Origin of the sequence: Banduia mediterranea (genome assembly GCF_031846245.1) — a bacterium.
In the GTDB taxonomy this organism is placed as follows: domain Bacteria; phylum Pseudomonadota; class Gammaproteobacteria; order Nevskiales; family Nevskiaceae; genus Banduia; species Banduia mediterranea.
Window position 1 is genome coordinate 86,385 of the sequence record NZ_JAVRIC010000001.1, and the last position, 22,689, is coordinate 109,073.

The following is a 22,689-nucleotide window of genomic DNA, read 5'->3' on the forward strand; positions in this document are numbered from 1 at the left end:
GTCTTGGTAATGACTACTCGCAGCAGATATTGCGTTTGAACTCGACGTAGCGCCGCGCCAGGGCTTTCCAGACTTCACCGGGGCGGCCGTGGCCCACCGGCTTCTGGTTGAGGCTCACGATCGGCATGACATCCTTGGTTGAACTGCTGATCCAGATTTCATCCGCATCCAGCAGCTCCGCTTCGGATACTGCACGTTCTTCGAATGGCATGCGATTCTTTCTGCACAGTTCGATCACCAGATCGCGAGTGATGCCGCCGAGAATCCGGTTGCTGAGCGGCGGTGTCGCGATCAGACCGTCCTTGACCACGAACACATTGGTGGACGAGCCTTCGGTCAGGAAACCATCCCGAGTCAATATCGCTTCGACCGCACCGCTTGCCACCGCTTGCTGACGTAGCATGGCGTTCGGCAGCAGCGAGACCGACTTGATGTCGCAACGGGCCCAGCGCGGATCGTCGGCGCTGATGGCGGCTGCGCCGCTGGCGCTGTCCGGCTGTGTCACCGCTGTTTCCGCATTCAGTGCTGCGGTCGTCATGAAGATGGTGGGCGGGATCGGAGGCATTGGAAACGCGTGGTCGCGAGTCGCGGCGGTGCCCCGCGTCACCTGCAGGTAGACCGAGGCATTGCCGCCGCCATTCCGGAGCAGCAGCTTCTGACAAAGCATCTGCCAGGTTTCTCTGGAGTGCGGATTGTGGATCTGCAGTTCGCCCAAGGAACGTTCCAGCCGGGCGAGATGTTCATCGATTCGAAAAAGGACGCCGTTGAAAGCGGGGATCACTTCGTACACCCCGTCCGCGAACAGGAAACCCCGGTCCAAGGGTGAAATCCGCGCACGCTCGGACTCCATGAAAGTACCGTTGAGATAGACCTCGGTCATGAGTGGCTCGAATCCCGTAATTCAGAGTGAACGCCGCATCGCGCCAAAAAATAAATTGAGACCCGCCCAACCTCGGATCCCGCGCGTCACCGGCGACAAGGTCCCGCCAAGCGGCCGCGAAGACCTGGTCGAAGCCGGCGCCGGTCCGCGGCGCGGAGCATGCTTGATTGATGGTGCGGAGCCTAGCGGGAGTGCTCCGCACGGGCTAATGAAAAGAGTGGGATGAGACATAACCCTTTATTATGGTGGACGGATCGCGGTCATGTGCGGCCTCCGAAAGACGCCGTTGCCGACGCGTCTGCGACCGATGAGCCCATGAGTGCGCCGCCGGTTCGTCAGGACGAGCCCCCGGACCTGTTCACTGAAGCGACATCGTTGCGAATCCGGTCTTGTGCCATGGCGGCGCGGACGCGCCGACGGGACGGTTTGGCGTGTCGCGGAGCAGGCATCACGCCCTGATCGCATAACCTTGAGTTATGCGATCTCCCGGTCAATTCATTAGCTCCCGAAGCGACCACTCCATATGGTTGCCTAGGCCTTGAATGAGACAAACCCATGCAAATGAGAACCGACGCTGTCAATGCCTTGCCGCCTGCTGCGCGCCTCACGAAGTTGCGTATTCACGGTCATCGGGGGGTGGCGGCCACAGCTGCGATGGTCGCTCCGGTCCCGAATGGTGAGTCGCGATGAGCGCCACCTCCGCTGAGGTTTCGAACGCGGTGTCTCCCGGCGCGCAATGGTCGTCGCGTCTGTCCGCCGAGATCGGCAAAGCGGTCCTTGGGCAGAGCCAGATCATCGAGCGTTTGCAGATCGCTTTGCTGACGGGTGGCCATGTCCTTCTGGAGGGTATGCCGGGGCTCGCCAAGACCCTGCTGGTCAAGTCGCTGGCGCAATCAATGGGCGTCTCCTTCGAGCGCGTTCAGTTCACGCCGGACCTTCTGCCCAGCGACATCGTCGGCACCATGGTGTATTCGCCGGGAGACGGTCGGTTCTCGCCGCATCTGGGGCCGATCTTCGCCAATCTCGTACTGGCCGACGAAATCAACCGCTCGCCGGCCAAGGTGCAGAGTGCCTTGCTGGAAGCGATGCAAGAGCGTCAGGTCACCATCGGCGGTACCACCTATCCCTTGCCGAAGCCGTTTCTGGTCATGGCCACGCAGAACCCGGTCGAGCAGGAAGGGACCTATCCACTGCCCGAGGCGCAGCTCGACCGATTCCTGTTCAAGTTGCTGCTCGACTACCCGGCCCTTGATGAGGAACTGGAAATGGTGCGGCGTTGGGGCAACGTCACATCGCAGCCGGCGCTGAGCGCCGTGGCCAGTGGCGAGCAGCTTCTGGAACTGCGAAAGGAGGTTGATGCGATTCATGTCGCCGAATCCATGCAAGGATACATGGTCGCTCTGGTGCGCGAGACGCGCACGATCGCCGCAAAGCGCGAGGAGACAGGCGCTGCGCCCAAGACCCTGGCTTTTGGTGCTTCGCCGCGCGCCTCGCTCAGCCTGTTCCAGGCGAGTCGTGCCCTGGCATGGATGCGCGGCAGCGACTTCGTTACCCCGGCCTTCGTCCAGGAGGTGTTCCTGGATGTGATGCGGCACCGTGTCGGTCTGACCTACGAGGCGGAGTCGCTCGGCATCACCGCCGACGAGGTGCTCAGTGGAATTCTGAAGCAGACCGCCGTGCCCGAAAGCGGCGCCGTGGCCGGCTGATGCGTTTCGCATGATTCGGAGTTCCACGACGTCGACCGCGCCCTCGACCGTGTTGCCATCGGCACCGCGGACGGTACTGCGCAGGTTGGAGTGGCAGGTCCAGCACTCCGTGAACACCTCGCTCAGCGGCGACTACCGTTCCGCGTTTCGCGGGCGGGGCATGGAGTTCGACCAAGTCGTCAAGTACCAGTGGGGGGACGACCTGCGTTCCATCGACTGGAATGTCACCGCCCGGCTCGGTGAGCCCTACCGCAAGAAGTTCGTGGAGGAGCGTGAGCTTTCGCTGATTCTGGTGTTCGAGGATTCGCCGGTCCTGCAGTTCGGTTCCGGGCAGCGCACGCGGCGCGATTCGTTGCTGGAAGCCGCCGCATTGCTGATGCTGGTGAGCGCGACCAACCGCGATCGTGTTGGATTGTTCTATAGCTCGCCGGAGACATCCTGGTTCCAGCGGCCGCTGTCCGGCCGCAAGGCGATTCTGCGTCTGGCCATGCGGCTGCTGAGCCAGGCGCCGCCACCGCTGGATGTGTCGCCGTCGTGCGCCCTGCCTTGGCGGATGATCCGCCGAGCCGCGCCCAACGGCGGCGTGCTGCTCTGGTTCGGGCCGTTCGTGCCGACCGAGGCGCCCGAGGCTTGGCGCGGCCTGCAACAGCGCTGTCAGACGATCGGTGTCCGCGCCGACGATGTCTGGGATCTGGAGTTGCCACCCCGCACACGCTTGTCTGCCTACGATCCCGTGGCCGGACAGCTGGTCAACATCGACACCGCCTCGCATGCGACCCGCGCCGCACATGCGCGCTGGAGCCGGTGGCGCGAGACTCATTTCACGCGCCTGTTCGCCGCGGTCGACCATCGCCTGATCATTCACAACGATGCCGATCCCCTGCAGGCGTTGATGGCCTATTTCCGTCAGCACGGGCGCGCAGGTCGCCGCGGATGAAGACCTCAAGGATCAGGGCATGCTGAGCGGCTGGACCTTCCACGATCCACTGTACCTGTGGCTGCTCGGACTGCTGATGGTGGTCGCCGTGTTGCGGCGTCAGCGCAGCGTAACGGTGCTGATGGTGCCGGGCGCCGAGGAGTGGCAGGCCTCGACCGCGGCGAACTCGGCACCTTGGCCGGTTTTCTGCGCCTATGTCGGACTGGCCCTGCTGATCGTCGGTCTCGCCCGCCCGCAATACATGGAGCCGGATACGGATCACAAGCGCACCGGCTATGACTTCATCATCGCCATCGATCTGTCCACCAGCATGTACGCCGAGGATTTCCAGCGCGGCGACACGATGACCAATCGTCTGCAGGCGATCAAGCCGATGATCTCCGCGTTCATCAATCGCCGGCCGGATGATCGAATCGGTATCGTCACCTTTGGCGGGCGCGCCTATACCTTCGCGCCGCTGACCTTCGACCACGAGTGGCTGCGCAAGCAGACCGCGCGTCTGTCGATCGGCCTGATCGAGGACGGTACCGCCATCGGCGATGCGATCGGGGTGTCGCTGGCGCGTCTGCGCCAGGGCCAGCGGGATGACGATGCGGACAAGCGCGAAGGCGCATTCATCGTGCTGCTCACGGACGGCGCCAGCAACAAGGGTTCGCTCGATTCGCGTGCCGCGGCGCAACTCGCCGCAATCGACGGCGTCATGGTCTACACCATCGGCGCCGGTGCCGAAGGCGACATTCCGATGCCGGTCTTCGACTATGCCGGCAATCGCATCGGTACCGAAATGCGGGCTTCCGAAATCGACACGCTGGCGCTACGCGACATCGCCGACACCACCGGCGGGCTGTTCTTCCGCGCCACCGATGAAAACGCCGTGGAGGATGCCTTCAGGGCGATCAATCAGGACAACAAGATCGAGTTCGACGCGCCGCCGCCCTTGATCAGCCACGAACTTTTTCACGTCTTTGTATTGCCCGGCATCGCGCTGCTGGGGCTCGCTCTGTTTGGCGCCGTGCGGCGATCGGACGACAGGGCCTCAACGTGAATCACGCGCCGCGTGATGCCGGAATTCGCCGGGTGCGGTAAAGCCATTCACATGAGGTTTCGTCCATGACGATGTTGCGCCGTCGCTTCCTTGGGGCCCTGGGTCTGGGTGCTATGGTGTTCTTGATGTTCGGCCAAAGCGCCTGGGCAGCCGAAAAGCGGCCTTCGCCGACCAAGCCGGTTCGTATCGCGGTGATGCAGTTCATGCACGAAACGGTCACCTTCCTGCCGTTCGACACTGTCACCGAGGACTTCATCTACGAAGGCTCGCCCGCGCGTGGTGATGCGCTGCTGAGCGCGTCGAGCTATCACATCAGCCGGTCCTCCATGAGCGGCTTCGTCAAGGTGGCGCGCGAGCACGCCAATGTGGATCTGGTCGGCATCGAATCACCGCTGGGCTCGAAGAAGGGGTCCGGCTCCGGCTGGATCACCAAGGAAGCCTTCGAGCATTTCGTCGACAAGATGGCGGCGGATCTGAAAGCCCAGGGCCCGTTCGACGGTGCCTACCTGTCGCTGCACGGCGCCATGGGCGTGCGCGGCGTGGCCAGGCCGGAAGCGGAGCTGGCGCGGCGGGTGCGCGAGGTGGTCGGTTCCAAGGCGATCATCGCCGGTACCTTCGACCCGCATGGCAATGAAGACGACGAATTCCTGCGTTATGCGGACCTTGCCTTCACGATCAAGTACTACCCGCACTACGACGGCTATCTGCAGGGCGAGCGCGCGGCGCGCACCTTGATCCGCTCGATTCGCGGCGACTACAGGCCGACCAGCGCCACCCGCAAGCCGCCGATCATCACCGCCTCGGTGCTGCAATGGACCGGTGCCTCGCCATGGATGGATCTGGTGCAGCGCGCGCTGACCTGGGAGGCGCGCGAGCCCGACGTCTACGTGAATTTCTACTACGGTTTCGCGTTCGCGGACGTGGTCGACGCCGGCATGGCGTTCCAGGTGATGACCAATGGTGGTCCGGAACTGGCCGAGCACATTGCCGACGACATGGCCAACACCGCGTGGCGCCTGCGCGACGAGCTGGTACACGGCACCACGGTCTATTCAATGGCCGAAGGCGTGCAGAAGGCCAAGGCGGCGGTGAAGGAGGCGCAGGTGCCGATCGTGTTCGCCGATCACAGCGATCGCACCGGCGCGGCCACCTGGCTGCTCAGGCAGGTCATCGAGCAGAAGATGGGTCACACTTTGTTCGGCACCATCGCCGACGAAGACGTCATCGAGGCACTGCGCAAGCAGGGTGTGAAGCCGGGCGATGCCTTCGACATGGAGATCGGCGGCAAGCTCGATGTCTCTGCCGGCGAGCCGGTGCGCGTGGTCGGTACCGTCAACACCGTCAGTGGCGGGCTGGGGCGGGGCGCCGCCAAATCCCAGCTCTGGGTCAGCGTGAAGTTCGGTGATGGCAATGTGGTCATCATCAGCCCGCATCTGCATCAGAATCGCTGGCCCGAGGAATTCCTGGAGATCGGTATCAACCCGGCGGACTTCGAAGCGATCGCCATCAAGTCGCGCGTGCACTTCCGTCGCGGCTACTACGACAACGGTTATGCCAAGACCATCCTGCTGGTGGAACCCGAGCAGCCGTTCCTCGGAACCGTTCGCCTGGAAGCGCTGGATTACCAGCATCTCAAGCTCGATCACCTCTACCCGTACGGAAAGAACCTCAGCTACCCGTGAGCATGCGCGAACCTTCCGTGACACCGAACAAATCGGGGCGGGCGCCGCCTGCCATGCGGGCGATGCGTAATGGCGGTCGCGTCCGCGCCAGTCTGGGGCCGGGCCGGTGAGTTGGGGCGCTCCATGGTGCTTGCTCGCGCTGATATTGCCGCTGCTCGGTGCCGTGGGCATCGTTCGCCTCATGCGCGCCGCACCGCGGCTGCAATGGCACGCGATCAAGCGGGTGGCGATTGCCGGTCAGCGTCTGCGCGCGGCGCAGTCTCAGCCGCGGCGCCCCGCGTTCATCACCTTGCTCGCGATCACGCTGGCATTGATCGCGGTGGCGAAGCCGCGTTGGGGCGAACAGAACCAGGAATCGTATACCCACACGCGCGAAGTGATGATCGCGCTCGACCTGTCACGGAGCATGTTGACCGAGGATGTCGACCCTTCTCGGCTGGAACAGGCGCGCACGGTGACCGAGTCCCTGCTCGATGCGCTTAAAGGTGAACGGGTCGGGCTGATCGTCTTCGCCGGGACCGCCTTCGTTCAAGTGCCGCTGAGTTCCGACTACCAGATCATCCGTGAATTCCTGCCGCTGCTGGACCCCGATTACCTGCCGCAGGGCGGCTCGGACTACACCGGCATGCTCAATGCGGCCTTGGAAGGTTTTGGCGAAAACGAGGACGCCGATCGCTATTTGATTGTTCTGAGTGACGGCGAAAGCACCACCGAAGGCTGGAACAAGCTGCTCGACAAGCTGACCGAACGCCAGATCCACGTGCTGTCGATGGGCGTCGGTACCGAAGAGGGCGGGTTCATCCCGGACGAATACGGCGGTTATCTTCAGGATGCCGATGGCGGTACGGTCCATTCCACCTTGATGCCGGCGACGTTGCAGACCCTGGCGCGGCGCACCAATGGTCGGTATCTGAACGCCAGCACGCTGGCGGACGTCGAACCCCTGCTTGCCGACACCGTGGAAACCGGACGCAAAGGCCTGTTCGGGGGCGAAGTCAGCGGCACGCAGAAGGAACGCTTCCAGTGGCTGCTGCTGCCCGCAGTGCTGCTGGGGATGCTGGGCCTGGTTCGTGAATTCCGGCAGCGGCCACAGCCGCGCCAGATTCGCTTGCGCGGCGTTGACGCCAAAGCGGCGGCTTCGCGCCTGTCCGCGAGCGTCGCCGTGCTGGCCTGTCTGCTGTCGATGACGGCGCCGCCGGCAGTGCGCGCGCATTTCGATGCGGAAGCCGGTTTCGACGTACGCGAGGAATTCGACAGCAATCCGGTCGACCGCTTGCGCGCCATCGTCAGGCACCTTGGGGAATTCGACTACGACGCCTATGACCTGCGGCTGATGGTGGAGGCGACGATCAAGTACGGGCTGGACGAGCAACGAACCGGATTGCTGCCGGCCGAGGGCGTGATTCGGGATGCGATCGAAGCCACCCGGCACGGTGAGCAGCTCGACTCCTCGATCGCCGATTGGGGGCTCTACCGTTCGCGCCTCACGGCGATGCTCGCGCCACCGGAATCGGAGCAGGCCGAGGCCGAGGCCGACGAGAAGCGCAAGGAGCTGATGGACGAGGAAGACAATCCTCCGGTCGTTACCGGGCAAAGCACGCAGCAGTCCGCAACCGACTCCTTCGGGCAGGGCGCTTCGACGAAAACCGATGCCGCGCTGGGTGATCTGTCGCCGGGCGAAGACCCGGCCATCTCCAGGGGCAAAAAGCCGCCGCTGCCCAAGAGTGTGCGCAAGGCGGCCGCCATGCGTTCCAAGCCGGGAGGCGGTTCGGGGTCCAGCGTCGACCCGATTCTCGAATTCTCGAAGAAGCGAATGAAAGACGTGACGAGCAAGGATTCGCCGGGGCGCCTGCACCAGTTGTTGAGCGACGGGGCTCAGGAACAACGCGACACCAGCCAGAACGATTGGTAATGAGGTCAGGAACCGCAATGAAGTCGATCGTCCGTGTTCGCCACCTCATGTGGGCAGCCCTGCTGCTGGCCGGAACGCTGTGTTCGATCGCTCAGCCGGTGCTGGCGATCCCCGCCGAGGAGGCGGCGGCCCCGCCGGAGCTGGTGGCGCCGTCGCCGATCCTCGAGCCACTGAAACCTGGGCAAAGTGGTGCGCTGCCCTGGGCGTTCAATCCCGTCTGGTTCCTGCTGCTCGGGCTGACATTACCGGCCGCGGTCTGGACAGGCCTGGCCTGGAAGCGTGCTTTCGATACCGACCCGGCGCGCTTGCGCCGCTCTGGCGTGCGTGACCTGCATCGCCTGATCGCGGAATTGCGACGCCCCGGCGTTTTCCCGCAGGCTCGCCATCTGTACCGGTGGATGGATGCCTCCGCAAGAGCATGGAACCTGCAGGTGTCCACCCCCACCGCCAGCGAAATCTCCAGCGCCGTATTCGAGCTGAGCCAGGACGCGGTCTGTAGCGGCCGATGGTATGCGCTGTGGTGTTCGACGGAACGCGGTCTTTTTTCGGCCGAGGCTGCATTGCCGAGCGATTGGCTGGAGCGCGCCGGTAGCGCCGCCGATGACATCGAGATGCCGCCGCGCGAGCATCGCCTACCCGACCGTCGTGCGCATTGGCTGCCGACGATGCAGACCTTGATGCTGGCGACCGTGCTCGGCTTTTCCGGCGCAGCGCGATCCGCCGAGATCCCGGTCGAGGATGCCCCGGTGGTCGACTGGGCGCAGGTCCAGGCGCCGGCCCAGTCGGCGCTGCAAGCCGACTGGACGGACTGGGCCGCGCACGAGAATCTGGCGATGCTCAACATCGAACGGGAAAACTGGAACGTCGCCGTGGCGCATGGGACGGCCTCGTTCCTGCTGCATTCCTCGGCACCACACGCGCGCAACAATCTGCGCTTCGCGCTGGCGCAGACCGCGATGGCCGATCCGACGCTCAAACGCTTGTTCTTCGGCGCCTGGTATCAGCGGCTGCCTTCATGGCTCTCGGCCAGCGGATGGCAGCGTCTGGCGCTGCTGTCCGGCCTGCTGTTGGCGTTCGCGCTCGGTGTAGTCGTGATCGCGCTGTATCGGCCACGCCGACGCCTGCTGATCGGGCTCGGCGCTGGCGGCGGCGCGACCGCCGTGCTGCTGCTGGCCGTCAGCGTGCTGTGCTGGAGCGCGTACGGCGACCTGCGGTACGTGGATGTCGGCATGGTCGTGCAGAAGGTCAAGCTGAGCCCGGAACCGACCGACCTGGTACCCGAGGAAGAAACCGCGCCCCTGGTGGCCGGTGCGGTGGTGAAGGTCTCGCGCTCGTTTCTGGGCTGGAAGCGGATCGTTGCCAGCCAGGGGCCATCGGGTTGGGTTCGCGACAATGCGGTGATTCCGCTGTATGCCGATCGTTGAGCCTGATCGAGCGTCGCGCCGACATGTTCGAGCGAGGTTCGCCAGTGGCCGGAATTTGCGAGATGCCGACATAACCACGAGTTATACAGGCTCGCGATCAATTCATTGGCCGCTGCGGAACTCGCTCTATATGGTCTTAGTCGCTCTCGAAACCTGTAGCGAGACCGCCGTGGGACCCAGCGCAGCCAACAGCGGCCCGCAGGAATTCGAAGTCACTCAGACCAAGAGGATGCATTCATGAAGTTACCGCGCCGCACTCTACTCACGATGCTCTGTCTGGTGGTCGTCGGACTTTCGCCCTGGGGCTTCGGCGCGCAGGCCGCCGACAAGCGCATCAACGCCACCAAGCCGGTGCGCATCGCGGTCATGAAATTTTCGCACGAGACCGTGACCTTCCTGCCATACGACACCACCACCGACGACTTCATCTTCGAAGGCTCCCCGGCCCGTGGCGAGTCGCTGTTGAGCTCATCGCCGCAGGGCTACATCGGCGGTTTCGTGCAGGTCGCGCGCGAGCACGCCAATGTGGAGCTGGTCGGCATCGAATCACCGCTGGGTTCGAAGAAGGGTTCCGGCTCCGGCTGGATCACCAAGGAAGCCTTCGACTACTTCGTCGACAAGATGGTCGCCGACCTCAAGGCACAAGGTCCGTTCGACGGTGCCTATCTGTCCCTGCACGGCGCCATGGGCGTGCGCGGTGTGGCCAAGCCGGAAGCGGAGATCGCGCGGCGTGTGCGCGAAGCGATCGGGCCGAAGGCGATGATCGCCGGCACCTTCGATCCGCACGGTAATGAAGACGGCGAGTTCCTGCGCTACGCGGACCTCGCGTTCACCATCAAGTACTACCCGCATTACGACGGCTACCTGCAGGGCGAGCGCGCGGCACGCACCCTGATCCGTTCGATTCGTGGTGACTACAAGCCCACGACCGAATCGCGCAAGCCGCCGATCATCACCGCCTCGGTGCTGCAGTGGACCGGTGCCTCGCCGTGGATGGACCTGGTGCAGCGCGCCTTGACCTGGGAAGCGCGCGAACCCGATGTCTACGTGAATTTCTACTATGGCTTTGCATTTGCGGATGCCGTCGATGCCGGCATGGCGTTCCAGGTGATGACCAATGGTGATCCGGAACTGGCCGAGCACATTGCCGACGACATGGCCAACACCGCCTGGCGCCTGCGCAAGGAGCTGGTCTACGGCACCAAGGTGCACAAGATGGCCGAAGGCATCGGTCTCGCCAAGAAGGCGGTCGAGGACGGCAAGGTGCCGGTGGTGCTGGCGGATCACAGCGACCGCTCGGGAGCCGCCACCTGGCTGCTGCAGCAGGTCATCGAGCAGAAACTGAGCGGCGTGCTGATCGGCACCGTCGCGGACGAGGACGCCATCGAAACCCTGCGCAAGCAGGGCGTGAAGCCGGGCGATCCCTTCGACATGAAAATCGGCGGTCGTCTTGATGTGTCGGCGGGAGATCCGGTGCGGGTGGTCGGCACCGTCAACACCGTGAGCGGCGGCATGGGGCGGCGGCGTGGTGGCACCAGCGCGACGGCGTCCCAGCTCTGGGTCAGCGTCAAGTTCGGTGACGGCAACGTGGTCGTCATCAGTCCGTACCTGCACCAGAACACCAATCCCGAGGCGTTTCTGGAGATCGGCATCAATCCTGCCGACTTCGACGTGATCGCGATCAAGTCGCGCGTGCATTTCCGGCGCGGCTACTACGACAACGGCTACGCCAGGACCATCCTGCTGGTCGAGCCGGAGCAGCCGTTCCTGGGCACGGTTCACCTCGAAGCGCTGGATTACCAGCACCTCAAGCTGGATCACCTGTATCCCTACGGCAAGAACCTCACCTATCCCTAGTTATCCGGTGACGTGCACCAGCGGCAAAGATTCCCTTAAGCGATCCGATGAGCCCTTGATATGACGACTGCAAGACGAACGGTACTGATGTTGCTGGCCCTGGCGGCGATGGGTGCATCGCTGCCAGGCGGCGCGGCGCTGGCGGCGGACAAGCCGATCAACACCACCAAGCCGGTGCGCATTGCGGTCATCTACTTCGTGCATGAAACGGTGACGTTCCTGCCGTACGACACGCGGCTGGAAGACTTCATCTACGAGGGTTCGCCGGCCCGTGGCGAGGCGCTGCTGAGCGCATCTCCACGCAGCTACATGGGCGGCTTCGTGCAGGTGGCGCGCGAACACGCCAATGTGGAATTGATCGGCATCGAATCGCCGTTGTTTCCGAAGACCGGCTCCGGCTCGGGTTGGATCGACAAAAGCACCTACGATCACTTCGTCGACAAGATGATCTCCGAGCTCAAGGCACAGGGGCCGTTCGACGGCGCCTATCTGGCCCTGCATGGCGCGATGGGTGTGCGCGATGTTGCCAAGCCCGAAGCGGAGCTGGCGCGCCGCGTTCGCGAGGTGATCGGGCCCAAGGCCTTCATTGCCGGCACCTTCGATCCGCACGGCAACGAGGATCAGGATTTCCTGAGGTATGCCGACCTGGCCTTCTGCGTGAAGTACTACCCACACTACGACGGCTATCTGCAGGGCGAACGCGCGGCACGCACGCTGATCCGTTCGATCCGAGGCAACTACAAGCCGGTGACCGAAACGCGCAAGCCGCCGATCCTCACGCCGTCGGTACTCCAATGGACCGGCGCTTCGCCGTGGATGGACCTGGTGCAGCGTGCGCTGACCTGGGAAGCGCGCGAGCCCGATGTCTATGTGAACTTCTACTACGGCTTCGCCTTCATGGATTCGGCCGAGGCCGGTATGGCCTTTCAGGTGATCAGCAATGGCGATCCCGAGCTGGCGGCGCACATCGCCGACGACATGGCGAACACCGCCTGGCGCCTGCGCGACGATCTGGTGCACGGGACCAAGGTCTACTCGATGACCGAAGGCGTGCGCCTGGCCAAGGAGGCGATGAGCAAGGGTGAGTATCCGATCGTGCTGGCCGACCATAGCGATCGCTCGGGCGCGGCGACCTGGCTGTTGGAGCAGGTGATCGAGCAGGATCTCAGCGACACCCTGATCGGTACGGTCGCCGACAACGAGGCGATCGAGGCACTGCGCAAGAAGGGCGTAAAGCCGGGCGATCCTTTCGACATGGCGGTCGGTGGCCGTCTCGACCAGTCCGCCGGTGATCCGATTCGCGTGGTCGGTACCGTCAACACCGTCAGCGGCGGCATGTGGCGCGGCGGTTTTGGGGCCGGCGGCTCGCAGCTGTGGGTCAGCGTGAAGTTCGGCGACAACAACGTGCTCGTGATCAGTCCCTACCTGCACCAGAACACCGAACCGGAAGCCTTCCTCGACATCGGCATCAATCCCGATGATTTCAAGGCGATCGCGATCAAGTCCCGCGTGCACTTCCGCCGCGGCTACTACGACAACGGATACGCCAGGACGATCCTGCTGGTCGAGCCCGAACAGCCGTTCCTGGGCACCATCCGCATTGACGCGCTGCCGTACAAGTACCTGGACGTGAACAACTTCTATCCTTACGGCAAGGACGTGTCCTATCCCTGACGGCCATGCCACAAGCGGCACTCTGAGAATGAACCGCCTGCGGCATGGCCGTTCCCCTCACCCACCGCTCGCATTCGCAAGTGGTTCCCCCTCTCCCGCAAGCGGGCGAGGGTCGGTCGGCATCACGCCGTGCGTGATTCACGCTAAGGCAGCCTGCCCGCCGCGACGCCTGCATTGACAGGCGCGCGGCAGACGGCGAGGGTGTTGCGTATCAATCGGCGTTGTTGAATCCAGCAAGCCCGCTGCCGGGGCATGGCGGCGGGCTTGCTGTGCGAGGATTGAATCTGGATCGCTCCGTCTACGTACATCACCACGGTCGTGCCCCACGATGAACTCAACGAATGAATCCCCATCGCTTGCCACCGCGAATCCGGGGCGCCGACTGACGATCCGGATCTTTGTGGGAATGGGGCTGGGCGTACTGCTTGGTGGCTCGATCAATCTGCTCGGTCTGCTGCCCGCCACCGAGTCCCTCAGCGCCTGGCTGGTGGACTACGGCGCCAACGGCATTCTGTACATCATGGGGCAGGCCTTCGTGCGTCTGCTCCAGGTCATCGTCATCCCGCTGGTCGTGGTTTCTCTGACCTGCGGTACGGCCTCGCTCGACAGCATCCGCCAGCTCGGCCGGATCGGCGCCAAGACATTGGGTCTCTATCTGCTGACTACGGCTGGCGCGATCACGCTCGCCTTGCTGGCGGCACTGATCTTCAAGCCCGGCCAGGGTTTGTCGCTCAGCTCCGACGCGAGCTTCGACACCCGCGATGCACCGCCGCTGGTCGACGTGCTGGTGAACCTGTTTCCGCGGAACATCTTCGAGTCCATGAGCAGCGGCGACATGCTGCCGGTGATCATTTTCTCGATCCTGCTTGGGCTGGGCATGACGATGGCGGGCGAGCCCGGCAAGCGGATGCTGAGCTTCTTCCAGGACCTCGACGCGATCATCATGAAGGTGGTCGGCATCGTCATGAGTCTGGCGCCGTACGGCGTGTTCGCACTCATTGCCCGCACCTTCGCCACCGAGGGCTTCGGCGCCTTCCTGCCCCTGCTGAAGTTCCTGCTGCTGGTGCTGGCGGTGCTGGCGACGCATGCCTTCCTGGTCTACCCCAGCCTGCTCAAGCTGCTCAGTGGACTGAGCCCGCGCACCCTGCTGCGCAAGATTCGGGACGTGCAGCTGTTCGCGTTCTCGACCGCATCGAGCAATGCCACCATTCCTTTGAGTCTGGGGGTTCTTGAGCGCAAGCTCGGCGTGAAGAACGCAGTGGCCTCGTTCACGGTGCCCTTGGGCGCGACCATCAACATGGACGGCACCGCGATCATGCAGGGCGTGGCCACGATCTTCATTGCGCAGGTCTACGGCATCGACCTCGACACCAGCCAGCTGCTCATGGTGGTGCTCATCGCCACTCTGGCGTCGATCGGCACTGCCGGGGTGCCTGGTGTCGGCCTGATCATGCTGTCGATGGTGCTCACCCAGGTTGGACTGCCTGTGGCCGGCATCGGCCTGATCATCGGCGTCGACCGCATTCTGGACATGGCGCGTACGGCGGTGAACGTGACCGGCGACTGCGTCGTGACCTGCATCGTCGCCAATAGCGAAAAGCAGCTGGATACCGAGGTCTACAAGCAGTCGGGCCCGGCCTGATCCGGAACAGGCCGGGCGGTCGCTCCAGGCCGGGCCGCCTCTGCGACTACGCAGGTATTCCACGATTCCCGGGAGCGCGCTTGGCGGCCCGGCGGCTCGTATGGCGCACTTGCCGGCGCGCGCCCCCGCCGATGCGTTCGGCACCGCGCTTTGCGCTTCGCAAAATCTGGCCTATCTCCTTGAATTGAGTGGCGCTTGTCGGCGCTGCAGGCCTTGAACCACAACGAAGATAACCCTCAGTTATGGGCTCAATCGATCTTTTGATTGGAGCCCACTCGCCTGTGCCGACTATCGTTTTGCGTACCAATGCGAAGGCTGCCTCCACCCTCCAGGCGTCCGGATAGAAGCGGCGATTTCCGCGGCGAACCGGTTTGCAGCTTGATGCGTTTGTGCTGCCCGACATCCCGATAACAAAACCGGAACGCCTCCCTGGATTCCAATGCCCAATTCCCACGAAAACAAACAACCTGAAACGAGTGCCCCCGCGAGCTGGGGGCCGCCCTATCTGCTGTATCTGGGCAATGCCGCGGACGAACTTTCGATCAAGACGGCGCGTGGACTGGCTTACTGGCGGCCTCAATGGTGCATCGGTCAGCTGCGCGGCGCCGAGTGCGTGCCCGAACTGAAACTTCCGTACCTGTCCTGCGTCGATGCCAAGGCCGCTGGTGCCAACACCATGGTTCTCGGCGTTGCCAATGCCGGCGGCCGTTTGAGCCCGGACATCGTGCGCGATGTGGTTACGGCGCTGGAGGCGGGTCTCAACGTGGCCTCGGGCCTGCACCAGCGTCTGAGTGCGCATCCCGAGATCGTCGCGGCCGCTGCCCGTACCGGCCGGGAATTGTTCGAGGCGCGCCAGTTCCAGCATGAGATTCCGGTCGGAAAAGGCAGTCGCCGCGCCGGTCTGCGTCTGCTGACCGTCGGCACGGACTGTTCGATCGGCAAGATGTATACGAGCCTGGCGATCGAGCGCGAAATGCTCAAGCGCGGTATCGCCGCCAACTTTCGCGCCACCGGCCAGACCGGCATCCTGATCGCCGGCGGCGGCGTTCCGATCGACGCGGTGGTTGCCGACTTCATTTCGGGTGGCGCGGAATGGGTGTCGCCGGCGCGCGACGACGGCGGTTGGGATGTGATCGAAGGGCAGGGCTCGCTGTTTCATCCGTCCTACGCCGGGGTGTCGCTGGGCCTGCTGCACGGCTCGCAGCCGGATGCGCTGGTGCTGTGTCATGAGCCGGGGCGGCCGCATATGCGCGGGCTCCCGGAGTTCAGCCTGCCTGAGCTGAAGACCTGCCTGGAGACGAACCTGCAGGCATCCCGACTGACCAGCCCGGACGTGGTGGCGGTCGGCGTGGCGCTGAACACCTCCAAACTCGATAACGAAGCGGCGCAGCGCGCCTGCGCTGAAATCGAGGACTTGATGGGCCTGCCGTGTCAGGATCCTGTGCGTATGGGATTGGATCGTATCGTCGATCAGGCCTTGGCATGTTGCGGGAACTGAAAGTAAGCGTCGAAAGCTGGCCGTTGCTGGTACCGTTTCGCATCTCGCGCGGCGTCAAGACGGCCGCCGAGGTGGTGGTGGTGGAAATCGTGGAAGCCGGCGTCCGTGCGCGGGGCGAAGCGGTGCCGTACTCGCGATACGGTGAAACCACGCGAACAGTCGTCGAGACCATCCAGCGCATGGCCGGCGCCATCGCCGCGGGCGCGTCGCGGGCCGAGCTCGAAGAACTGATGCCGCCGGGCGCCGCGCGCTGCGCGGTCGATTGCGCGCTTTGGGACCTGTCTGCGCGAATCTCGGGTGTTTCGGTGACGGCGCAGCTCGGCCAGCCGTCATTGCCACCATTGCAGAGCGCGCTGACTGTCAGTCTCGACACGCCGCAAGCCATGTCGGAGGCGGCGGCCAAGCTGGATGACGGCGGTCTGATCAAGATCAAGGTCGACGCGAGCCGGCCGGAGGCGCAAGTGCGCGCCGTGCGGGAGGTCTTGCCCGAGGCGCGGCTGATCGTGGACCCAAACGAAAGCTGGAACCTCGAACTGCTCAAATCACTGGCGCCCACGCTGCAGGCCCTGCGCGTGGACCTGCTCGAACAGCCGCTGCCGGCTGATGCGGACGAAGGTCTTGAAGGTCTGAATCTGTCGGTGCCGGTGTGTGCCGACGAGTCATGTCACGTCAGCGAGGACTTGCCGCGTCTGCGTAGCCGCTACCAGGCGGTGAACATCAAGCTTGAAAAGACCGGTGGGCTGACCGAGGCGCTGAAGCTGCTCGAGTCTGCGCAGGCAGCCGGATTCACGATCATGTCGGGCTGCATGGTGTCGACCTCTCTCGACATCGTGCCGGCGTTTCACATCGCCCGGCATGCGGATTTCGTGGACCTTGACGGTCCGATCCTGCTGGCGCGGGACCGTCCGGGCGGGGTGTCGTTCAAGGGTGGCCAGTTGCTGCCACCCGATCCAGGGTTCTGGGGCGAAGCCGCCTGAGCGGCGCCAGTCTGCGACGAACAGGGACCGTCCTGTTCATCGCAGACAAGTCCGTATCCCGCCTGCTGATGCTGTGGGCGTATCCAGCGTGAAGAAATATTCCTGTGGCCGTACCGCCGTGCGGGCCTGAAGGCGTGCATCGCCTTTTTGTAGGGTGCTTGTGACACTGGCATGAAATCTGCGACCTCGCAGTCTGATTGCCGGGTGACAACACAACGGGATTCGCGACGTACGATTCCCGCCCAGACAGGATGGATATGCCAGCTATGCGCCTTCGTCATATCGAAGTATTTCAAGCCATCATGGAAGCTGGAACGCTGACCGGGGCGGCGTCCATCCTCAACATTTCGCAACCCGCAGCGACCAAACTGCTGCAACAGGCCGAACGCCGCCTCGGCTTCGCACTGTTCGTGCGGGCCAAGGGACGGCTGCATCTCACGCCAGAAAGCATGCTGCTGAAAGGGCAGATCGAACGCATCTCCGACGAGCTGCGTGACCTTCAGCGCCTGGCATCGAACGTTGCACAGGCCGGCAAGTACGTGCTGCGTGCGGTGAGCACGCCGACGCTGGCGAACTCGATCGTGCCGAAGTCGATCACCCGCCTCCGACAAGATTTTGGCAATACCGCCATTGAACTGTCGACGCAGCATTCTCGCGAAATGCTCACGTCCATCCTGCTGCGCGAGACCGATATCGGCCTGACGCTGCAGGAGCTGAATCATCCGGATGTGCGTTGCGAACCCTTGTGCACGGGTTCCCTGGCCTTGATCGCACCGCCTGGAACCTGGCCCAAGATGGAGTCGGTGCAGCCGATCGGAATCGACTGGATCGCCGGTTCCCAGCTGGTCGGCATTGCCACCATGGACTGTCTGGGGCGCCAGCTCCAGGCTTACCTGGAACGCCTGACGCCAGCGCCGCGCATCACCACCTGGGTGCAGACCTACCAGATCGCCAAGGAACTCGTCTGTGCCGGAGAGGGGCTGGCGCTGGTCGATCCGTTCACCGCGGTCTCGGCGGGCCCCGATGTTCAGATCAGGACGGTGGTCCCGAACTTCCCGGTCAGGCTGTATGCGGCCTACCGCATCGACGGTCCGCTCAACAGCGTGCAGAAAACCTTCCTGCAGTGCGTCGAGGGCGTGTCGCGGGAATTGATCGATGCGCTTCAGGGCGTCGGAACCGAAGCGGCCTAGCCTCGCTCGTTGTGCCGCCGGCTATCGCGGCGGAGCCGCTTCGAGACGCTCGGCGTCGCGCAATTGAGTCAGTTCCAGGCGGATGTCGTCCGCCTGTTTCAGCCCGGCGGTGCTGTTGGCGCCCGTGAGGCGATGACACAGCCGATCCATCAGTACGTAGATGATCGGAATCACCAGCAGCGTGAGAAACGTAGAGAGCGTGAGGCCGCCAACGACAACCAGCCCGAGCGGGTTGCGGGTTTCGGCACCCGCGCCGTCGCTGATCGCGATCGGTACGGCACCAAGCACGGTTGAAATCGAGGTCATCAGGATCGGTCGGAAGCGCAGGATGGCCGCTTCCATGGCGGCCTGGGTCGCATTGAATCCACGCTCGATCTGGAGCTGGTTGGCGAACTCGACAATCAGGATTCCGTTCTTGGCCACCAGGCCGATCAGCATGATCAGGCCGAAGCGCGAGAACAGGCTGTCGGTCATCGGCACGCCCCAGTAACGCGTGCAATACAACACCGTGATGCCGCCGGCGATCGCGAGCAGCACGCCGGTGAATATCGTGATCGGGTGCGCCCAGGATTCGAACTGAGCGGCCAGGATCAGAAACGTGAACAGCAGGGCCAGGCCGAACAGCGCGGTCGTATCGCTGGCACCTTCGACGAATTCGCGCGCCTGTCCGTCCCAGGAGTAGGAGTAGCCGGCCGGCAGTTCGTCGCGGGCGACGCGCTGAAGAAAATCGATGCCATCACCGATAGCCACGCCTTCTCCGAGCTGTGCGGACAGCGTTACCGCACGCAGGCGATTGAAGTGTGGATAGCCTTCAGGTACCGATGATTCCGTCCAGTCGACCAAGCTGCTCAGCTGTACCGTCCCGCCGTTCGCGGAATGCACGTAGAGGCGCGCCAGGTCCTGAGGTGTGGCCCGCCGGGCGTTTTCCATCTGCAGGATGACGTCGTATTGCTGGTTGCCGCGCTGGAATTCGGTGACGCGTCGGCTGCCCAGCATCGTCTCCAGCGTGGCGGCGATTTCACCGACCGAAACCTGCAGCGCGGCGGCCTTGGCGCGGTCGATCTTCACGTCGATCTGCGGTTTCGTCGGCGACGGATCCAGACGTGTGTTGCCGAACAGCGGGCTGCTGCGCGCTTGCGCAAGTATGGCTTCGCCGGAGCGTTGCAGCACGTCGAAGTCGGCACCTTGCAGCACCAGCTGCACGGCGCTGGCGCCGCGGCGGCCGCCGACGCCGCCGAACGGGCGCGAAGTGGCGACGTTGATCTGCACGCCGGTCATGTTGCGGCGAAATTCCGCGCGGAGTGCGGCGATGATTTCCTGAGTGCTGCGTTCGCGTTCTTCCCAGGGCTTGAGCGTGCCGGTGACGTAGGCCTCGTCGTCACTGACCCGGTGGAACGTGCGGTCGATCTCCGGCAGATCGAGGATCGCCTGTTCGATCTGCGTGGAGTAGTGCCGTACATAGGCCGGTGTCGATCCGACCGGCGCGATGATGGTCGCGGTCAGAATGCCGCGATCCTCGGTGGGAACCAGTTCGCGCGCAAGCTGCGTGTAGAGGAATCCGCCGAGCGCAACGAAGCCGACACAGGCGCCGAGGACCAGGCCTTTGTGATGAAAGGCGCCTTTGAGCAGCCCCTCGAAGCGGCGGTTGAGCCATACGAAGGCCGGCTCGGTCTTGTCATAGAACCAGCCGTGGCCCTTGGCACCCGGCGCCTTGAGCATGCGCGCGCAGAGCATGGGCGTCAGCGTCAACGCGACGAAGGCGGAGACCAGCACCGACACCGCCAGGGTAATGCCGAATTCGTAGAACAATCGCCCGATCTGCCCGGACTGAAACGCCACCGGCAGGAATACGGCGGCCAGCGTCAGCGTGGTGGCGATGATCGCGAACGCGACCTGGCGGGCGCCGAGAATCGCTGCATAGATCGGTGGTGTGCCCTCTTCGATGCGGCGATAGATGTTTTCCAGCATCACGATGGCGTCGTCGACCACCAAACCGATCGCCAGCACGCAGGCGAGCAGCGTCAGCACATTGATCGAGAAACCCAGCGAGGCAATGATCGCAACCGAACCGATGATCGACACCGGGATCGCCAGCAGCGGAACCAGCGTGGCACGCCAGTTCCGCAGAAACAGGAAGATCATCAGTATGACCAGCACCACCGCCTCGTAGAGCGTCTTGAAGACCGCCTCGACAGATCGGCTGACGTAGACCGAATCGTCTTTGCTGACCTGAATGTTGATCCCGGCCGGAAGATCCTGAGCAAGCGTGGGGAGCAGCGCCTTGACGCCGTCGATCAGCTCCAGAAGATTGGCCTGCGACTGACGCATGACCCGCACGCCGACGGTCGGGCGCCCCATGAACATGGTGTCGGAGCGGTAGTTCTCGGCGCCGAGTTCGACCCGGCCCACGTCGCTGAACTTGACGTGATAGTTGCCGCGCGATGCCAATATCAGGTTTTCGAACTCCGAGGTCTCCTGCAGGCTGCCGAGCAGCCGCACCGGAAATTCACGCGCATTGGACTCGATACGGCCGCTCGGTACCTCGATATTCTGCAGCCGCAGGGCACGTTCGATATCCGAAACCGTCAAGCCGTAGGCGGCGAGCCGGTCGCTGTCGATCCATAGACGCATCGCGAAGCGCGGGCCGTCGATGCGCACCGAACCGACGCCGGGAACCGTCTGCACGCGCGGAACCACGAACCGCTCCAGCAGCTCCACGATTTCGAGGCGGCTGTAGACCTCGGAGTTGAACGAGATCGTCATCACCGGCGAGGAGTCGGGATCGGATTTCGTGACCTGTGGCGGATCCACATCCTGCGGCAGACTGACGCGACTGACGCGGTCACGAACATCGTTGGCGGCCTCGTCGATGTCGCGGTCAAGCTTGAATTCGATCGAGATTCGAGATTCCTGTTCGTTCGAGGTCGAGCGAATCAGGCGGATGCCCTCGATCGCGGAGATTTCCTTTTCCAGCGGTTCGGAGATCTTGCTCTCGACGACCTGGGCGGATGCACCGACGTATTCGGTCTGCACTGACACCGTCGGCCGATCGACCTCGGGATATTCGCGCACCGGCAGTTCGCTGAAGCGCAGCAGGCCGACGATGACGATCAGCAACGCGACGACGATGCAGATGATCGGGCGCCGGACTGAAATTTCTGAGAGCACCATGTCGTCAGTGCTGCGAAATTGCGCTGTAGGCCTGAGCCGCCGGGCGGGGTGACAGCGGGCTGTCCGGATACAGTGCGAGAGCACCGACGCCCGCGGTCACGACGGACTGATTCTCAAGGTTTTCGCTGGCCCGGACTTCCACCAGGCCCTCGCTGCGCAGACCGAGCTCGACCGCGATGAACGCGGCGGTGTAGTCGTCACCGCGCGCGCGCGCGAGCACGATCTGCGGACCCTGTGTCGAATTCAGGATCGATGCTTCCGGCACCGTCAGTGTCTGTCTGCGCACGTCGAGCACCAGTTCGATATTGGCGAACATGCCCGGCCTGAGGGCGTCGGACGCGTTGTCGAGCACGCCCTTGACCAGACTGGATCGGGTGTCCTGATTCACGGCCGAACTGACGAAGTACACCTTGCCGGTGGTCGCTGCGTCCGCAGCGGAGCCCGAGCCGTCGGAACGCAGCGCGAAGGCGGTGCCTGCGCGGACCTTGTGCAGATAACGCTCCGGCACCTCGAATGCGACCTTGAGTGGACTCAGGTCATCCACCGTGGTGATGCCGGTCTGCGGGTTGACGTAATCGCCCGGCGAAATCGAACGGGCGCCGACCACGCCGTCGAACGGCGCCTTGACCTCGGTTTTCGCAAGGCGGCTGCGCACCAGCGCAAGCTCTACACGCGCGCTGTTAAACACCGCGGTCGAGCGATCGAGATCGGCTTGTGAAGCATTGCGTGACTTGCTCAGATCCCGAACCCGTTCGAGGGTAATGCGCGCCAGATCGTACGCCACCTCGGCCTGCGCTTCCTGAGCAACCAGTTCGCTGTCCTCGATTTTTAGCAGGACCTCGCCTGAGCGAACCTGCTGGCCTTCGGCGAAGTCGATCCGCTGCACGACGCCGGCGATCTCGGACTGGATCTGCGCGGACTCGTTGGGCATCACCGTGCCCACCAGGCTCAAGGTCTGCACCAGATCGCGCCGCGTGATCTTCATCACCTCAACGGGCTGTGCGGTCTGGACTGCCGGTGGTGACACCGAGGCATTGCTGTCGGAGGAGCATCCGGCCAGCAGCTGGAGCCCCGCAATGAGTGGCATCGAATAG

15 protein-coding genes are annotated in these 22,689 nt (G+C 63.8%); 12 read left to right on the top strand and 3 right to left on the bottom strand.

Annotated features, from left to right (window positions below):
- Nucleotides 1-13 precede the first annotated feature (13 nt).
- Nucleotides 14-880 (bottom strand): D-amino acid aminotransferase, encoded by an 867-nt coding sequence (locus RM530_RS00450; RefSeq protein ID WP_311363230.1) that lies wholly within the window; start codon nucleotides 878-880, stop codon nucleotides 14-16.
- A gap of 686 nt (nucleotides 881-1,566) precedes the next feature.
- Between RM530_RS00450 and RM530_RS00455 the strand changes: the two genes are divergently transcribed.
- The 12 genes from RM530_RS00455 to RM530_RS00510 all read left to right on the top strand — a co-directional run bounded on the left by RM530_RS00455 (nucleotide 1,567) and on the right by RM530_RS00510 (nucleotide 18,424).
- Nucleotides 1,567-2,586: an AAA family ATPase gene (locus RM530_RS00455; RefSeq protein ID WP_311363231.1), complete on the top strand. Its 1,020-nt coding sequence runs from the start codon at nucleotides 1,567-1,569 to the stop codon at nucleotides 2,584-2,586.
- A gap of 109 nt (nucleotides 2,587-2,695) precedes the next feature.
- Nucleotides 2,696-3,523 (top strand): DUF58 domain-containing protein, encoded by an 828-nt coding sequence (locus RM530_RS00460; RefSeq protein WP_311363232.1) that lies wholly within the window; start codon nucleotides 2,696-2,698, stop codon nucleotides 3,521-3,523.
- Nucleotides 3,524-3,542: 19 nt separating this feature from the next.
- Nucleotides 3,543-4,568, top strand: coding sequence for a VWA domain-containing protein (locus RM530_RS00465; RefSeq protein WP_311363233.1), 1,026 nt, complete (start codon nucleotides 3,543-3,545; stop codon nucleotides 4,566-4,568).
- Nucleotides 4,569-4,693: 125 nt separating this feature from the next.
- Nucleotides 4,694-6,250 carry a M81 family metallopeptidase gene (locus RM530_RS00470; RefSeq protein ID WP_349256139.1) on the top strand — a complete coding sequence of 519 codons (1,557 nt, stop codon included), beginning with the start codon at nucleotides 4,694-4,696 and terminating at the stop codon, nucleotides 6,248-6,250.
- Between the two features lie 181 nt (nucleotides 6,251-6,431).
- Nucleotides 6,432-8,162 carry a VWA domain-containing protein gene (locus tag RM530_RS00475; RefSeq protein ID WP_311363235.1) on the top strand — a complete coding sequence of 577 codons (1,731 nt, stop codon included), beginning with the start codon at nucleotides 6,432-6,434 and terminating at the stop codon, nucleotides 8,160-8,162.
- 17 nt (nucleotides 8,163-8,179) lie between these two features.
- On the top strand, nucleotides 8,180-9,586 hold the full coding sequence (locus tag RM530_RS00480; RefSeq protein ID WP_311363236.1) for a hypothetical protein: 1,407 nt from the start codon (nucleotides 8,180-8,182) through the stop codon (nucleotides 9,584-9,586).
- 351 nt (nucleotides 9,587-9,937) lie between these two features.
- The gene (locus tag RM530_RS00485; protein WP_349256140.1) at nucleotides 9,938-11,443 is read left to right on the top strand and encodes a M81 family metallopeptidase; all 1,506 of its coding nucleotides are present in this window, start codon (nucleotides 9,938-9,940) and stop codon (nucleotides 11,441-11,443) included.
- Between the two features lie 174 nt (nucleotides 11,444-11,617).
- Nucleotides 11,618-13,117 (top strand): M81 family metallopeptidase, encoded by a 1,500-nt coding sequence (locus RM530_RS00490; protein ID WP_349256141.1) that lies wholly within the window; start codon nucleotides 11,618-11,620, stop codon nucleotides 13,115-13,117.
- Nucleotides 13,118-13,445: 328 nt separating this feature from the next.
- Nucleotides 13,446-14,759, top strand: coding sequence for a dicarboxylate/amino acid:cation symporter (locus tag RM530_RS00495; RefSeq protein WP_311363239.1), 1,314 nt, complete (start codon nucleotides 13,446-13,448; stop codon nucleotides 14,757-14,759).
- 439 nt (nucleotides 14,760-15,198) lie between these two features.
- Nucleotides 15,199-16,257 carry an N-acetyltransferase DgcN gene (gene dgcN, locus RM530_RS00500; RefSeq protein ID WP_311363240.1) on the top strand — a complete coding sequence of 353 codons (1,059 nt, stop codon included), beginning with the start codon at nucleotides 15,199-15,201 and terminating at the stop codon, nucleotides 16,255-16,257.
- Entirely contained in the window at nucleotides 16,242-17,234 is a 993-nt protein-coding gene (gene dgcA, locus RM530_RS00505) for an N-acetyl-D-Glu racemase DgcA (protein WP_311363241.1), read from the top strand. Before dgcN ends, dgcA begins: the two co-directional genes overlap by 16 nt.
- Nucleotides 17,235-17,500: 266 nt before the next feature.
- Nucleotides 17,501-18,424: a LysR family transcriptional regulator gene (locus tag RM530_RS00510; protein WP_311363242.1), complete on the top strand. Its 924-nt coding sequence runs from the start codon at nucleotides 17,501-17,503 to the stop codon at nucleotides 18,422-18,424.
- Between the two features lie 21 nt (nucleotides 18,425-18,445).
- On the opposite strand, the gene RM530_RS00515 is transcribed toward RM530_RS00510, so the two are convergent.
- The gene (locus tag RM530_RS00515) at nucleotides 18,446-21,595 is read right to left on the bottom strand and encodes an efflux RND transporter permease subunit (protein WP_311363243.1); all 3,150 of its coding nucleotides are present in this window, start codon (nucleotides 21,593-21,595) and stop codon (nucleotides 18,446-18,448) included.
- 4 nt (nucleotides 21,596-21,599) lie between these two features.
- Nucleotides 21,600-22,682: an efflux RND transporter periplasmic adaptor subunit gene (locus RM530_RS00520; protein ID WP_311363244.1), complete on the bottom strand. Its 1,083-nt coding sequence runs from the start codon at nucleotides 22,680-22,682 to the stop codon at nucleotides 21,600-21,602.
- Nucleotides 22,683-22,689: the final 7 nt, after the last annotated feature.

Bases quoted from the DNA above. Each gene is read 5' to 3' on its own strand.
- RM530_RS00450 (WP_311363230.1), bottom strand. From the start codon at position 880: ATGACCGAGGTCTATCTCAACGGTACTTTCATGGAGTCCGAGCGTGCG.
- RM530_RS00455 (WP_311363231.1), top strand. From the start codon at position 1,567: ATGAGCGCCACCTCCGCTGAGGTTTCGAACGCGGTGTCTCCCGGCGCG.
- RM530_RS00465 (WP_311363233.1), top strand. From the start codon at position 3,543: ATGCTGAGCGGCTGGACCTTCCACGATCCACTGTACCTGTGGCTGCTC.
- RM530_RS00470 (WP_349256139.1), top strand. From the start codon at position 4,694: ATGTTCGGCCAAAGCGCCTGGGCAGCCGAAAAGCGGCCTTCGCCGACC.
- RM530_RS00475 (WP_311363235.1), top strand. From the start codon at position 6,432: ATGCGCGCCGCACCGCGGCTGCAATGGCACGCGATCAAGCGGGTGGCG.
- RM530_RS00480 (WP_311363236.1), top strand. From the start codon at position 8,180: ATGAAGTCGATCGTCCGTGTTCGCCACCTCATGTGGGCAGCCCTGCTG.
- RM530_RS00495 (WP_311363239.1), top strand. From the start codon at position 13,446: ATGAACTCAACGAATGAATCCCCATCGCTTGCCACCGCGAATCCGGGG.
- dgcN (WP_311363240.1), top strand. From the start codon at position 15,199: ATGCCCAATTCCCACGAAAACAAACAACCTGAAACGAGTGCCCCCGCG.
- dgcA (WP_311363241.1), top strand. From the start codon at position 16,242: ATGTTGCGGGAACTGAAAGTAAGCGTCGAAAGCTGGCCGTTGCTGGTA.
- RM530_RS00510 (WP_311363242.1), top strand. From the start codon at position 17,501: ATGCGCCTTCGTCATATCGAAGTATTTCAAGCCATCATGGAAGCTGGA.
- RM530_RS00515 (WP_311363243.1), bottom strand. From the start codon at position 21,595: ATGGTGCTCTCAGAAATTTCAGTCCGGCGCCCGATCATCTGCATCGTC.
- RM530_RS00520 (WP_311363244.1), bottom strand. From the start codon at position 22,682: ATGCCACTCATTGCGGGGCTCCAGCTGCTGGCCGGATGCTCCTCCGAC.